Here is a 13,763-nt window from a genome sequence, read left to right on the forward strand (position 1 = left end):
AGCGAGTCGAAACGCACTACGCCCGCGGCACCCGCAGGGTGACGATCTCGAACGGCCGCAGCGCGAGGTCAGCGTGCGTCGCGTCAGCCGCGGTGATCGACGTGGGCTCGATCTCGCGCTCCAGCAGATCCGTCTGGGTGAGCTTCGCCGCGTCGAACCCGAGGCTCACGCGCGCCGCCGCACGACGGCCGAGGGCCTCATAGAGGCGCACGACGACATCGCCGCTGCCATCCTCGGCGAGCTTGACCGCTTCGACGACGACGCCCTCGTGGTCCACGCTCACGAGCGGCGCGATCTCGGTCACGTCCGCCTCGATCGTCCGCACCGGGAGGTTCGCCCGGTAGCCCTCCCGCACCGCCGTCTGGACGTCGGCGCCCACCGCGACTCCCACGTGCAGGTGATGACGACCCTGATCCTGCGTGGGGTCGGGAAACAGTGCGCCGCGCACGAGCGACAGCCGCGCGGTCGTCACCGTGCCGCCGCCGTCCCGCGCCTGGCGGGTGATGTCGTGGCCGTAGGTCGAGTCGTTGACGATCGCGACACCGAAGTCGGGCTCGGCCACCCGCACCCAGCGATGGGCGACGGTCTCGAAGCGCGCGGCATCCCACGACGTGTTCGTGTGGATCGGGCGTTCGATGTGGCCGAACTGGATCTCCGAGGCGGCGGTGTGGGTGTGCACGTCCAGCGGGAACGCGAACTTGAGCAGCTTCTGCTGCTCGTGCCAGTCGATGTCGAGGTCGAACGACAGCACCCGCGATCCCTCGTCGAGCCGGATGCGCTCGACGAGCTGCGACGCACCGAACGTGCGCGTGACGACGATCACGTCAGCCTCGACGGCGATCGAGGCGGCGCCGTCGAGATCGGTCACGTGGTGGCGGTAGTGGGCGTCGATGTCCCACGCGTCCCACTGCGTCGGGGTGTCGCGATGCAGCTGCGGCAGTCCGAGCGCGCCGCCCGGGGCGACGGCCTCTCGCCCCGAGGCGAGGTCGACCAGCGAGGTGACGAGGCCGCGGCCGTCGATGCGGGCGCGGACGATGCCGTTGTCGAGCACCCATCCGTCCTCGTCGACGCGGGGCGTGACGGATGCCGGGAGCGCCGCGGCCGCGGCGCCGAGCGCCGGAGCGCCGGACCGCTCGTGCGGCGCCGCGTTGACGGCGAGCAGATGCGGCCCCGTGCCGGCGATCGCTGCGAGGCTGTCGGCGATGATCTCCTCCAGCTCCCGGGCGACGGCCGCATAGTTGCGCTCCGCGTCACGGTGGACCCAGGCGATCGATGAGCCGGGCAGGATGTCGTGGAACTGCTGCAGCAGCACCGTCTGCCAGATGCGGGCCAGGCGCTGCGCCGGATAGGGGGTGCCGACGCGCACGGCGGCCGTCGTCGCCCACAGCTCGGCTTCGCGGAGCAGATGCTCGCTGCGCCGGTTGCCTTGCTTCGTCGGCAGCTGACTCGTGTACGTGCCGCGGTGGAACTCGAGATAGAGCTCTCCGGCCCACACCTCGGGGGCGGGGTATTCCGCTTCGGCCGTCGTGAAGAAGCGCTCCGGCGTGGAATGGACGGTCCGGGGCGACCCCTCCAGCGAGGCGGCGCGTGCGATGGCCGCCGTCATCTCCCGCGTCGGGCCGCCGCCGCCGTCGCCGAATCCGTACGGCAGCAGCGACACCGTGCCGCGCCCCTTGTCGGCGTAGTTGCGCTCGGCGTGGGCGAGGTCGGCCGAGGAGACGTCGGAGTTGTACTTGTCGACCGGCGGGAAGTGGGTGAACAGCCGCGTCCCGTCGATGCCCTCCCACTGGAAGGTGTGGTGCGGCATGCGGTTGGTCTCGTTCCACGAGATCTTCTGGGTGAGAAACCAGCGCGCGCCGGCGGCCTTCGCGATCTGCGGCAGCGCGCCGGTGTAGCCGAACGAATCGGGCAGCCAGACCTCTGGAGTGTCGATGCCGAACTCGCGCTGGAAGAAGCCCTTGCCGGCGACGAACTGGCGCGCCAGCGCCTCACCGCCCGGCATGTTGGTGTCGGATTCCACCCACATGCTCCCGACGGGGATGAAGCGTCCCTCTCGCACGCGCTCGACGATGCGCGCGTACAGGTCGGGGTAGTACTGCTTGACCCATGCGAACTGCTGGGCGGACGAGCTCGCGAACACGTAGTCGGGGTCCTCGTCCATGAGCGAGAGCACGTTGGAGAAGGTGCGGGCGACCTTGCGTGCGGTCTCGCGCACCGGCCACAGCCACGCCGAGTCGATGTGGGCGTGGGCGACCGCGTGCAGCGTGTGCGCACTCGCGTGAGCCGGGCGCGCCAGCAGCGGAGCGAGCACGGCGCGACCGGCGGCCGCGGTGCCGGAGACGTCATCCGGGTCCACCGCGTCGATCATCGCCTCGAGGCCCGCGAGGATCTCGGCACGGCGCGGGCTCGCGGCATCCAGCTGCTGCGCCAGCCCGTGCAGCGCGACGGTGTCGGCACGCAGCGCCGCGACCTCGAGATCGCGAAGAGCCACGTCCACCTGTCGCAGACGGTAGATGTGGTCCGTTCCGGCGGTCGCCGGGTCGCCCAGCGGCGTCGGCTCGAACGTGAAGAGGCTGCCGACGTCGGGGTTGGATGCCGCTTCGATGAACACGTCGATGCGCCCGTCGGCGTCGATCGCCTCCGTCACGGCGTTGTTGAAGGGGGCGATGCCGCGCAGCGGTCGCCCGTCCGTGGTCCACACCATCGCCTCGCTCTGGAAGCCGACCTGACCGCTCGTGAAGCCGAGGTCGACCAGCAGCTCGGCGCGCGTGCCCGCCGGCAGCGAGCCGTCGGTATCCCGCCACGACGACGGCACATGGCCGCGCACGCGCAGCCATGTCGTTCCCCACGGGCGCCCCCACGCGCGTCCCACGGCGAACGGGGCGAAGTCCGCGGCGCTCGCCTCGGCGAAGGACACCGGCTCGCCCGGCGCCTCCCACAGTTCGATGTCGAGGGGGGCCGTGGTGCGGTGGATGTTCGCGGTCAGCCGCTCACGGAGGAAGCGGTCGATGCGCAGCTGGGCGAGAGCACTGCGGTCGTGCATGGGGAGGTCCTTTCCGGACGGGGAGGGGAGAAGGAGGAAGGAGGGCTCAGCCCTTGACGCCGCCGGCGAGGGCGAACGAGCTTCCCGTCAGGCGCTGCATCAGCAGGTAGAGCACCAGGATCGGCACGGAGTAGACCATCGCGAAGGCCGCGAGCTGGCCGTAGGCAACCGCGCCGTGGTTGCCGAAGAACTGGAAGATGGCGACGGATGCCGGCATCTTCTCGGCGCTGAACAGGAGCACGAACGGGACGAAGAAGTTCCCCCAGGCCTGCGTGAACACGAAGATGAAGACGACGCCGATGCCGGGACGCATGAGCGGCAGCACGATCTGCGCGAGCGCCCGCATCGGGGATGCGCCGTCGACCCATGCCGCCTCTTCGAGCGACACGGGCACGGAGTCCATGAAGTTCTTCAGCATCCAGATCGCCATCGGCAGCGAGGTCGCCGCCATGAAGAGCACGACGCCGAGTAGCGAATCCAGCAGCCGCAGCTGCACGAACATCGCGTACACCGGCACCATGAGCGCGGTGATCGGCAGGCACGAGCCGAAGAGCACGCTGTAGAGGAAGCCGCGCTGGAAGCGCATGTTGAAGCGCGACAGCGGATAGGCGGCCAGGATGCCGACGACGACGGTGAGCGCGGCCGTTCCGAACGAGATGATCGCCGAGTTCCACAGCGGCAGGAACGACTGGTTGAACGTCAGCACCTGCGCGAAGTTGTCGAACGTCACGCCGTCGGGGATCGACATCGACACCGTCGCGGCCGGGTTGATCGACGAGAGCACGATCCACGCGATCGGCACGACGAAGATGATGCCGAGCACGACGAGGATGATGTTCGCGAGCCACCGGCCGCGGTTGCGCACCGGCGAGTCGACGGTCAGGGTGCTCATGGCGGCGACGCTCATGATTCGACCTCCGGCTTGAGGATCTTGATGTAGAGGATCGCGAAGACGGCGCCGAGCACGATCGTCACGGCGGCGATCGCGGTGCCGTAGCCGACCTGGGCGAACTTGAACGCCTCCTGGTAGGCGAGAACGGGAAGCGTCGAGCTGCGCGTGCCGGGACCGCCACCGGTCATCACCCAGATGAGACCGAACGTGCCGACGGTCTGCAGGGTGGTCAGCATGAGGTTCGTGGCGATCGAGCGGCGGATCATCGGCAGCGTGATGAGGAAGAAGCGCTGCACCGAGTTGGTGCCGTCGATCTGCGCCGCTTCCGTGATCTCCGGAGGAACTTCGGCGAGAGCCGCGTTGTAGACGAGCATCGAGAACGCCGTTCCGCGCCAGATGTTGGCGAGGATGACGGCGAGCATCGGATAGTCGATGAGCCAGCTGACGCTGCCGAGTCCGAGTGAGGTGAGCGTCGCGTTGAGCGTGCCGTCGGAGGAGAAGAAGGCGTAGAGAGCGAAGGCGGCGACGATCTCGGGGAGCACCCAGGAGATGACGACGAGTGTGCTCACGACCGTGGACAGGGCTTTCGAACCTGCACGGGTCAGCACGGCGAGGGCCATTCCCAGCACGTTCTGGCCGATGATCGCCGAGAAGAAGACGAACGACAGCGTGAGGCCGACCGAGCTCCAGAAATCGGGGTCGGAGAACAGCGAGACGTAGTTGTCGAACCCGATGAACTGCGGCTTCGCGGCGCGGTACCCGGTGAGGGCGGCGTTGGTGAGCGAACCCCACAGCGCGAAGATCATCGGTCCCACGAGGAAGATCACCAGCAGGATGATCGCGGGGATCAGCGGTGTGGAGCGGGAGAGTGAACGGAGGGTGCCGCCCCGCCTGCGCTCGGCCCCGTCGGGGGCCGAGCGCAGGGGCGACGATGCGATCGTCGACATGGTGGTCAGTTGCCCTGAGTCACCTTCTGCGCCCCGACGATCTTGGTGAGCGCGCCGTCGTAGGTCTTCGCGGCCTGCTCCGGGGTCGCATCACCGGTGATCACCGACTCCGTCGCCTGCTGGATGGCGCTGGAGATCTGCGAATAGTCGGGCGTCGCCGGGCGGAAGTGGGTGACCTTCACGAGGTCGGCGAAGAACTTGAAGGTCGGGTTGTAGCCCAAGTAGTCCTGGGAGGTGGCGACGTCGTCACGGACGGCGATCTGGCTGTTCTCCGTGTCGTACTTGAGGGTGTTCTCCTTGTTCAGCGCCATCGCGATGAAGTCGAACGCCGTCTTGGGGTGCTTCGTCTGCGAGCCCACCGCGAGCGTCCATCCGCCCGACATCGAGGTCGCGCCCGGGTCGGCACCGTCCTGGGTCGGCATCTTCGCCAGGCCCATCGTCTGCTGCCAGGCCGGCCACGCGTGGTCGCCGGTCATCCATCCGCCCGGCAGCCACGACCCGTCGATCGCCATGGCGACCTTGCCCTGCGGGATCAGCTCGGTCGACACGCGGCTGCCGATCGTGGGGTCCAGAGCGAGGTCGAGCGGGGTCGCGAGGCCCTTGTCGTAGAGCTCCTTGTAGAACGACAGCGAGTCGGTCATGCCCTTCGAGCCCGTCACCCACTTCTGGGAGTCGTTGTCGTACAGGGTCGAGCCGGTGCCGTACATGAGCATCTCGAAGCCCTGCATCGAGGTCTGCTCGCCGGCGGCCTTGCCACCGTAGATGTTGAGTGGCGTGACGTCGGGGACGGCGGCCTTGATCTTCTCGGCGGCCGTGATGATGTCGTCCCAGCTCTTCGGCTGCCAATCGGCGGGCAGGCCCGCCTTCGCGAAGATGTCCTTGTTGTAGTAGATGCCGCGGGTGTCGGTTCCCATCGAGACGCCGTACGTCTTGCCGTCGTCGCCGAGGCCGGCCTGCTTGGCCGCGTCGTAGAACTGGCTCCAGTCCGCCCAGTTCGCGACGTAGTCGTCGATCGGCAGCAGGTATCCGGCGGCGGAGTCGGACTTGATCTGGAAGGTGTCCTCGTAGATCACGTCCGGCGCGGTCTCGGGCGAACCGTTCATCAGAGCGAGCTTGGTGAAGTACTGGTCTTCCGACTCGATCGGCTGCAGTTTCACGGTCGCGCCGGGGTTGGCGGCCTCGAACTCGGGCTTGACCTTCTGGAAGAGGTCGTCGAGTTGATGGAAGGCCGCCGTCTTCTGGTAGACGACGGTGATGGTCCGCTCGCCGGACTCGGTGGCGGGGGCGGCGGGTGCGCTGCCGCTGCAGCCGGTCAGGGCGAGTCCGGCCACCGTGATGGCGGCGGCAGCGCCCAGAACTTTGTATCGCATTCCTGCTCCTTTGCTAGGGGATGGCGTCAGCTCGGCGCTGAGCGTGATTAATCTATCAACTTGATAAATGAGGTCAAGTCACGATTGCATCTCGGCGAGCAATGAGCGCGGATCGCCCTCAGTCGGTGATGAGCAGGTGCGAGGGGCGCGCGGTGAAGGCGCCGTCCAGCACGAGACAGGCGGCTCCGACGGCGGCGACGTCCGTGCCGAGGCGCGATTCCCGCAGGGTGAGCGGGCGCACCGTGGTCATTCCGCCGGTGCGGGGCAGGGCATCTGCGACGGCGGGCCGGAGGAACGGGCTCAGGCGTGCCCAGACGGGGCCGCCGAGGACGGCATCGGTCAGATCGAGGAGGTTGTCCAGCTGCACGAGTGCGCGCGCGATGCGCGCAGCGGCTCGGGTCAACGCCGCGACCGGCTGCGGCTCGCCCTCCAGCGCACGCAGGCACAGCTCGTCGAGCGCGGCGCGAGGATCGCGTGGCGTCGTCTCCCGGGCGGAGCGGAGGCCGGCCTCGCTGAGCAGCGTCGCCGGTTCGAGTGAGACTCCGAGGCACCCGCGCGCGCCGCACCCGCACGCCGGCCCATCCGGGTCGACGATCAGGTGGGCGATGTCCCCGGCGTTGGAGCTCGCTCCGCGCAGAGGAGTGCTGTCCAGGGACAGGCCGACACCGGCGCCGGCGCCGTAGTAGAAGAACAGTGCGTCGCCCAGATCGCCGGCCGGCGTCACCCACAGCTCGCCGACCATGGCGGCGATCACGTCCTTCTCCAAGAGCGCGGGCAGTCCCGTCGTCATCGCCAGCTCCTCCCGCAGTGGCGTGTCCGACCACTCCGGCAGCAGGGGCGGGTTCAGCAGCAGGCCGGCATCCGTGTCGAGGGGGCCGGGTGCGGCGATGCCGACACCCAGGACGCGAGTCGGATCGGGCAACGAGTCGACGAGGTCGCCGGCGACCGCGCTGATCGCCTGGAGCTGTCGGCGGCTGGAGGCGCCGGTCGGCTGGATCTCCCGGTGCTGGACGATGCGACCTGCCAGGTCGAGCAGCACCACCGTGGTCACCGCAGGGTCCAGGTGCACGCCGATCGCGAAGCGCGCCGAGGGTTCGAGCGCGAGCATCGTCCGGGGCTTGCCGGGGCCCGTCCCGACTTTTCCCGCCTCGGCGATGAACCCCTCCGCCGTGAGCCGGCGGGTCACATTGGTGAGGGTCTGCGCAGACAGTCCGGTCTTCTCGGCGAGCTCCACCCGGCTCATGCCGTCGGGGGAGCGCCGGATGAGGTCGAGGATCAGGGCCTGGTTGTAGTTGCCCACGCCGAGGAGGTTCGACCCGCGCGTGCTGAGCATCATCGCCCTCCTCCCGTGGTCGCCGCGCCTTCACGCTAGTACGCGGGACAGCCGGGTGCCCGCAGGAGGGCGATCGGAGCGTCGCGCAAGATACTAGGACGTCCATGTAAAGTGATCGCTGTGCCCTACCGGGCACACCTCCGGCTGTCGATCTGTTTCACAAGGACGTGACGCGATGAGCATGACTGTGTCTCCCCCCCTCTCCGCCGACGAGCGCGGCGCCATCCTCGAGGCCGTGCGCGACTTCGCCCGGACGCGGCTGGAGCCGCACGCGCTGGAGTGGGATCGCGACAAGCGCTTCCCGCGGGAGGTGCTCGCCGAGGCCGGCGAGCTCGGCCTCGGCGGGCTGTACGTGCGTGAGGACGTCGGTGGCACGGCCCTCGCCCGCGAGGACGCCGCGCTCGTCTTCGAACAGCTGTCGATGGGCGATCCCACGATCGCCGCGTACATCAGCATCCACAACATGGTCGCGTGGATGATCGACACCCACGGCACCTCGGCGCAGCGTCACGAGTGGCTGCCGCGGCTGACGACCCTGCGCGACCTCGGCGCGTACTGCCTGACGGAGCCCGGCGCCGGCTCGGATGCCGCGGCCATCACCACCAGTGCGATCGCCGACGGCGACGCCTACGTGCTCACCGGGGTCAAGCAGTTCATCTCGGGCGCCGGAGAGGCGGCGGTCTACGTCGTCATGGCCCGCACCGGCGAGCCCGGCGCGCGCGGGATCAGCGCCTTCCTCGTGCCGGCGGATGCCGAGGGCCTGAGCTTCGGGCCCAACGAGCGCAAGATGGGGTGGAATGCGCAGCCCACTCGTCAGGTGATCCTGGACGAGGTGCGAGTCCCGGCATCCGCTCTGCTGGGTAGCGTGGGCGAGGGGTTTCGGATCGCGATGAGCGGGCTCAACGGGGGTCGGGTCAACATCGCGGCCTGCTCCGTCGGCGGTGCCCAGTGGGCGCTCGATCGTGCCGTGCGCTACGTGCACGAGCGCTTCACGTTCGGTGAGGCGCTCGCCGAACGACAGAGCGTCGTGTTCGCGCTCGCCGACATGGCCACGCAGCTGCAGGCGGCCCGCGCGCTCGTCCGCGACGCCGCCCGCGCCATCGACACCGGGGCCGACGATGTCGCCGTGCAGTGCGCGATGGCCAAGCGGTTCGCGACCGACGCCGGCTTCGAGGTCGCCAACCGGGCGCTGCAGTTGCACGGCGGGTACGGCTACCTGCAGGAGTACGGGATCGAGAAGGTGGTGCGCGATCTGCGGGTGCATCAGATCCTGGAGGGAACGAACGAGATCATGCGGGTGATCATCGGCCGCGACGTTCTGGGAGCATGAGCACATGAGCGACTACTCCACGATCCTCGTCTCCACCCGCGGCCGCGTCGGCTGGATCACCCTGAACCGCCCCGAGGCGCTCAACGCGCTCAACTCGACGCTGGTGGACGAACTCGCCGCCGCGGCGGTCGCGTTCGACACCGACGAACAGATCGGCTGCATCGTCGTGACCGGCTCGGAGCGCGCCTTCGCCGCCGGAGCCGACATCAAGCAGATGGAGGACGCGTCGTCCGTCGAGATGGCGCTGCGCAACCCCTTCGCCGGCCTTGAAGCCTTCTCGCGTGTGCGCACCCCCGTCATCGCCGCCGTCGCGGGGTACGCGCTCGGCGGCGGGTGCGAGCTGGCGATGGCCTGCGACATCATCCTGGCAGCCGACAGCGCCCGCTTCGGCCAGCCGGAGATCACGCTCGGCGTCATCCCCGGCCTCGGTGGCACGCAGCGTCTGCCGCGCGCGATCGGCTACTACAAGGCGGCCGAGCTCGTGCTCACCGGGCGGATGATGGATGCCGTCGAAGCCGAGCGGGCCGGTCTGGTCTCCCGCGTCGTGCCCGCCGCCGACCTGCTCGTCGAGGCGGAGGCGATGGCCGAGCAGATCGCCGCGAAGTCGCTGCCCGTGCTCTACGCCGCGAAGGAGTCGCTGCGGGCCTCGCTGGAGACCAGCGCTGCTGAGGGGCTGCGTTTCGAGAAGCAGGTCTTCACGTCGCTCTTCGCGCTCGACGACCAGAAGGAGGGAATGGCCGCCTTCCGGGAGAAGCGTCCGCCGCGTTTCACGAATCGCTGACGACGTCGCCGGCCGACCGGCGCAGTCGCGCCACGATCGCGACGAGGTCTTCCACGTCGCCGGCCTCGAGCCCCGGCGCGGCGAACACCGCGGCGTTGAGCGCCGCCGTGGCTCGCGCCGCCAGGTCGCGCCCCGCTGTTGTCAGGGCGACCAGCGTTGCCCGGCGATCGCCGGGGTGCGGCTCGCGCGTGACGAGCCCGGCCGCTTCGAGCCGGTCGACGGTGTTGGTCACGCTCGTCGGGTGCACCTGCAATCGGCTCGCCGCCGACGACAGCGGCATCCGTCCCTCGCGGGTGAAGCTCAGCAGCGTCAGCAGCTCGTACCGGGCGAACGTGAGCGAGAAGGGCTTCAGAGTCTCGTCGACGCGCGCCAGCAGGATCTGGTGCGCCCGCATGACGCTCGTCACCGCCGCCATTCCGGCCGCCGCCTCCGGCCAGCCGTGCGCCACCCACTGGCGACGCGCCTCCGCGATCGGATCGCGCGGCGACGAGGGCGTGCGGCTCACGGGGATCTCCTCGAACGGCTCGGCGCTCGGGATGCCGTGCGCGCTGATCTCACGCTAGCGCGGCAGCCGCGGTGTCACCGAGGGTGAACCTGAGTGTCAACAGGTGCGATACTGAGTCGCACCTTCTAGAATGAATGCGTCGCAAGGAGAACCGATGAAGATCGTGGTGCTGGTCAAAGAAGTCCCTGACACCTACGGCGACCGCAAGCTCGACCTCGAGACCGGGCTCGCCGAGCGGTCCGCGTCGGAGCGCGTGCTCGATGAGATCGGCGAGCGGGCCCTCGAGGTGGCCCTGTCGTACGCCGATGCGCACGCCGGCACGGAGGTCGCCGTGGTCTCGATGGCAGCGGAGGAGGCCGCGGCCACCATCCGCAAGGGGCTCGCGATGGGCGCGGCATCCGCGCTTCAGGTCGTCGATCCGGCGCTGGCCGGCGCCGATCTGGGCGTGACGGCGGTCGTACTCGCCGCTGCGGTGCGTCGCATCGGGTTCGACCTGGTCATCACCGGCAACCTCTCCACCGACGGCACCGGCGGCGTGCTGCCGGCGATGATCGCCGAGCACCTGCAGGTGCCGCAGGCCACCGCGCTGTCGGCGGTCACGATCGGCGAGGGCGAGATCACCGGCACGCGCGCCACCGACTTCGGCACTGCGCAGGTGAGCGCGACGCTGCCGGCTGTCATCTCGATCACCGAAGCTCTGCCCGATGCCCGGTTCCCGAACTTCAAGGGCATCATGGCGGCGAAGAAGAAGCCGTTCGAGACCGTATCGCTGGCCGACCTGGGCGTCGACGTCGACCCGTCCGTGGCCGCCCAGTCGATCATGACGGCGGTCGCCGAAAAGCCCCCGCGCGGCGCGGGAATCAAGATCGTCGACGAGGGCGACGCCGCGGACAAGCTCGCGGCCTTCCTCGTCGAGAACCGACTGGCCTGAGAACGGCCCTGGGAAGAAGACGGTGGAGAACGTGATGGTGGATGTCGCCTCGGACTCGATTCTCGTCCTGCTGGATGTCACGCCGGGCGGCGAGCTGGCCAGCTCGGCTGCCGGACTGCTCGGTGCCGCCGCTGGCATCGGCACGCCGGTCGCGCTGATCGTCGCCGACGAGAAGGCGCATGCCGCCCTCGCCGCGGCGGCGGGTGCGCTGGGCGCCGCGGTCGTGCTCACCGCGGGACTCGGCGGCGCGGACGGGTCCCTGACGCTGCCCCTGGTCGATGCCGTGGCCGCGGCATCCGAGCGCGTGAAGCCCGATGCCGTGCTCGTCTCGAACTCCATCGAGGGACGCGACATCGCCGGGCGGTACGCGGCGCGCTCGCGTGCGGCCCTGGCCGTGGACGTGGTCGGCGTCTCCCGCGACGACGAGGGCGTGCTCGCACAGCACTCCGTCTACGGCGGGGCGTACAACGTCACGAGCGCGGCCACCTTCGGCCCTCTCGTCGTCACGGTGCGCCAGGGCGCGGTCGATGCCCGCGCCGCGGCCGTCGCCGAGCCACGGGTGGTTCCGCTGGAGGTCGCCGCATCCGGCGCCCCGTCGGCGCGGATCACCGGCTTCGAGGCCGAAGTCGCGGCATCGTCGCGGCCGGAGCTGCGTGGAGCGGCGAAGGTCGTCTCCGGTGGACGCGGACTCGGCTCGGCCGAGAAGTTCGCGCTCGTCGAGCAGCTCGCCGACGCTCTCGGCGCGGCCGTCGGCGCCTCGCGGGCCGCCGTGGATGCCGGGTACATCCCTTACTCGCACCAGGTCGGTCAGACCGGCGTGTCGGTGTCTCCGCAGTTGTATGTCGCTCTCGGCATCTCGGGAGCGATCCAGCACAAAGCTGGCATGCAGACCGCGAAGACGATCGTCGCGATCAATAAAGACGGCGACGCCCCCATCTTCGACATCGCCGACTTCGGCATCGTGGGGGACGTGTTCACGGTCGTCCCGCAGCTGATCGCCGCCCTCGACGCCAGGAAGGCCTGATGGCGACCGGCGGATCGTCGATGCGTCGCGGGCTGCCGCGCATCGCCGGGGGTGAGCCGTGGCCGCCGGCCGCGAGTGCACCCGCGGAGGTCGCCGTGGAGGCGGCACCTGTCGTGGAGATCACTGTCGCCGACGCAGGCATGGCGTCGTCCGCCGTCGCGCCGACGAACTCGGGGGAACAGGCGACCGCGGTGGCCGCCTCCGCACCCTCCCGCGGCAGCGAGACCGTCGTACGCCGGGGCTTGCCGCGCGTCGCCGGAGGCGAGCCGTGGCCGACCGGCGTCGTCGCTGCTGCCGCTGACACCGAGGCGGCGTACGCGGAGGCGGCCGCGGTCTCCGCTCCGACGCCCCGACCCGCCGCGGCCGACGGCGCCCCATCGGTGCGACGCGGGCTGCCCCGCGTCACGGGCGGCGACGCCTGGCCACCCGCCGACACCGCGGTGGCTGCCTCGACCGCGGTGGCCGTGGCCGCCGTCGATGCCGCGGCGCCCGGTGAGGAGAATGCCTCCGCGGAGGTCGCCCCCGCCGCCGACCGCCCTCTCGTTCCCGCCGTCGCCGAGGGTCCGCGTGCGCCGCTGACCGTACCGCGGACCGCCTGGGCCGGTCGTGCCGCGTCGCGTCGGCCGCAGCCGAAGCCCGAGCCGCAGCGCATCGGCCCGTTCACGAAGACGCAGTGGGCGGGCGCCGTCATCGTCGGCGGGATCGGGCTCCTGTTCGCGGCGGGCATGGCCGTGCTCGCGGTGCGGTTCCTGCTGAGCCTCGACGGCCCGCGCGATTTCCTCGCAACCTACCCCGGTGAGTATCACCTGCCCGACGGTGCGCCCGTCGGCATCCCCGCGTGGCTCGGCTGGCAGCACTTCTTGAACGTGTTCCTGATGGTGCTGATCATCCGTTCCGGGCTCACGATCCGCCGCGAGAAGCGGCCGAGCGTCTTCTGGGCCCCGAAGAACAACCCCAAGGGCAAGACGAGCCTGACGATCTGGTTCCACCAGGGCCTCGACATCCTGTGGCTCATCAACGGCGCCGTCTTCCTCGTGCTGCTGTTCGCCACCGGCCAGTGGATGCGGATCGTGCCGACGAGCTGGGAGGTGTTCCCCAACGCGCTCAGCGCCGCGCTGCAGTACGTGTCACTGGACTGGCCGACCGAGAACGGCTGGGTCAACTACAACGCGCTGCAGCAGCTCGCCTACTTCTCGACCGTGTTCATCGCGGCTCCCCTCGCCGCGATCACCGGGTTCCGCATGAGCGGGATGTGGCCGAAGAAGAACCTCAAGCTCAGCGCCGCCTACCCGATCGAGTGGGCTCGGAAGGTGCACTTCCCGGTGATGCTGTTCTTCGTCGTGTTCATCATCATCCACGTCGTGCTGGTGCTCGCGACCGGGGCGCTGCGAAACCTCAACCACATGTACGCCGCGCAGGGCTCGGTCGACCCGACGGCCTACGCCGACAACTGGACGGGCTTCTGGCTGTTCGTCGTCTCGCTGGTCGTCATCGCCGCCGCATGGGTCGCCGCGCGGCCCCTCGTGCTCGCCCCGATCGCCCGCCTGTTCGGCACGGTCAGCGGGCGCTGACGCGCGATCGCCGCCCCGACATCGGCCGCCGCTCAG

At 69.9% G+C, this 13,763-nt stretch carries 11 protein-coding genes; 5 read left to right on the forward strand and 6 right to left on the reverse strand.

Going from position 1 to position 13,763, the window contains the following annotated elements; genetic code table 11:
• Positions 1–16: 16 nt before the first annotated feature.
• The 5 genes from DEU37_RS01470 to DEU37_RS01490 form a co-directional block, all read right to left on the reverse strand.
• Positions 17–3,043 carry a glycoside hydrolase family 38 C-terminal domain-containing protein gene (locus DEU37_RS01470; protein WP_121188927.1) on the reverse strand — a complete coding sequence of 1,009 codons (3,027 nt, stop codon included), beginning with the start codon at positions 3,041–3,043 and terminating at the stop codon, positions 17–19.
• A gap of 46 nt (positions 3,044–3,089) precedes the next feature.
• The gene (locus DEU37_RS01475; RefSeq protein ID WP_121188928.1) at positions 3,090–3,950 is read right to left on the reverse strand and encodes a carbohydrate ABC transporter permease; all 861 of its coding nucleotides are present in this window, start codon (positions 3,948–3,950) and stop codon (positions 3,090–3,092) included.
• Complete coding sequence (locus tag DEU37_RS01480) at positions 3,947–4,882, reverse strand: carbohydrate ABC transporter permease (protein ID WP_121188929.1); 936 nt, start codon at positions 4,880–4,882, stop codon at positions 3,947–3,949. The genes DEU37_RS01475 and DEU37_RS01480 overlap by 4 nt, the downstream gene beginning before the upstream one ends.
• 5 nt (positions 4,883–4,887) lie before the next feature.
• Positions 4,888–6,252, reverse strand: coding sequence for an extracellular solute-binding protein (locus DEU37_RS01485; protein ID WP_121188930.1), 1,365 nt, complete (start codon positions 6,250–6,252; stop codon positions 4,888–4,890).
• A gap of 118 nt (positions 6,253–6,370) precedes the next feature.
• A complete protein-coding gene (locus tag DEU37_RS01490; protein WP_259457095.1) occupies positions 6,371–7,588 on the reverse strand; it encodes an ROK family transcriptional regulator in 1,218 nt (405 codons plus the stop codon).
• A gap of 172 nt (positions 7,589–7,760) precedes the next feature.
• Here DEU37_RS01490 and DEU37_RS01495 point away from each other — a divergent pair, with 172 nt between their 5' ends.
• Together DEU37_RS01495 and DEU37_RS01500 are read left to right on the forward strand one after the other, a co-directional pair.
• Positions 7,761–8,915 carry an acyl-CoA dehydrogenase family protein gene (locus tag DEU37_RS01495; RefSeq protein WP_121188931.1) on the forward strand — a complete coding sequence of 385 codons (1,155 nt, stop codon included), beginning with the start codon at positions 7,761–7,763 and terminating at the stop codon, positions 8,913–8,915.
• Between the two features lie 4 nt (positions 8,916–8,919).
• Entirely contained in the window at positions 8,920–9,696 is a 777-nt protein-coding gene (locus DEU37_RS01500; RefSeq protein ID WP_121188932.1) for an enoyl-CoA hydratase-related protein, read from the forward strand.
• Here the strand turns inward: DEU37_RS01500 and DEU37_RS01505 are convergent.
• Entirely contained in the window at positions 9,683–10,201 is a 519-nt protein-coding gene (locus tag DEU37_RS01505) for a MarR family transcriptional regulator (protein WP_121188933.1), read from the reverse strand. The genes DEU37_RS01500 and DEU37_RS01505 overlap by 14 nt on opposite strands.
• Before the next feature lie 154 nt (positions 10,202–10,355).
• On the opposite strand from DEU37_RS01505, the gene DEU37_RS01510 reads away from it, so the two are divergent.
• Genes DEU37_RS01510 through DEU37_RS01520 form a run of 3 tightly spaced genes read left to right on the forward strand, consistent with a single transcriptional unit; the run spans position 10,356 to position 13,727 of the window.
• Positions 10,356–11,132, forward strand: coding sequence for an electron transfer flavoprotein subunit beta/FixA family protein (locus DEU37_RS01510; RefSeq protein ID WP_121188934.1), 777 nt, complete (start codon positions 10,356–10,358; stop codon positions 11,130–11,132).
• A gap of 34 nt (positions 11,133–11,166) precedes the next feature.
• A complete protein-coding gene (locus tag DEU37_RS01515; RefSeq protein ID WP_121188935.1) occupies positions 11,167–12,156 on the forward strand; it encodes an electron transfer flavoprotein subunit alpha/FixB family protein in 990 nt (329 codons plus the stop codon).
• Positions 12,156–13,727 (forward strand): cytochrome b/b6 domain-containing protein, encoded by a 1,572-nt coding sequence (locus DEU37_RS01520; protein ID WP_121188936.1) that lies wholly within the window; start codon positions 12,156–12,158, stop codon positions 13,725–13,727. The genes DEU37_RS01515 and DEU37_RS01520 overlap by 1 nt, the downstream gene beginning before the upstream one ends.
• The last annotated feature ends 36 nt before the right edge of the window (positions 13,728–13,763 follow it).

The sequence above is a fragment of the Microbacterium sp. AG790 genome (assembly GCF_003634765.1).
Taxonomy (GTDB): domain Bacteria; phylum Actinomycetota; class Actinomycetes; order Actinomycetales; family Microbacteriaceae; genus Microbacterium.

Bases quoted from the DNA above. Each gene is read 5' to 3' on its own strand.
- DEU37_RS01470 (WP_121188927.1), bottom strand. From the start codon at position 3,043: ATGCACGACCGCAGTGCTCTCGCCCAGCTGCGCATCGACCGCTTCCTC.
- DEU37_RS01475 (WP_121188928.1), bottom strand. From the start codon at position 3,950: ATGAGCGTCGCCGCCATGAGCACCCTGACCGTCGACTCGCCGGTGCGC.
- DEU37_RS01480 (WP_121188929.1), bottom strand. From the start codon at position 4,882: ATGTCGACGATCGCATCGTCGCCCCTGCGCTCGGCCCCCGACGGGGCC.
- DEU37_RS01485 (WP_121188930.1), bottom strand. From the start codon at position 6,252: ATGCGATACAAAGTTCTGGGCGCTGCCGCCGCCATCACGGTGGCCGGA.
- DEU37_RS01490 (WP_259457095.1), bottom strand. From the start codon at position 7,588: ATGATGCTCAGCACGCGCGGGTCGAACCTCCTCGGCGTGGGCAACTAC.
- DEU37_RS01495 (WP_121188931.1), top strand. From the start codon at position 7,761: ATGAGCATGACTGTGTCTCCCCCCCTCTCCGCCGACGAGCGCGGCGCC.
- DEU37_RS01500 (WP_121188932.1), top strand. From the start codon at position 8,920: ATGAGCGACTACTCCACGATCCTCGTCTCCACCCGCGGCCGCGTCGGC.
- DEU37_RS01510 (WP_121188934.1), top strand. From the start codon at position 10,356: ATGAAGATCGTGGTGCTGGTCAAAGAAGTCCCTGACACCTACGGCGAC.
- DEU37_RS01515 (WP_121188935.1), top strand. From the start codon at position 11,167: ATGGTGGATGTCGCCTCGGACTCGATTCTCGTCCTGCTGGATGTCACG.
- DEU37_RS01520 (WP_121188936.1), top strand. From the start codon at position 12,156: ATGGCGACCGGCGGATCGTCGATGCGTCGCGGGCTGCCGCGCATCGCC.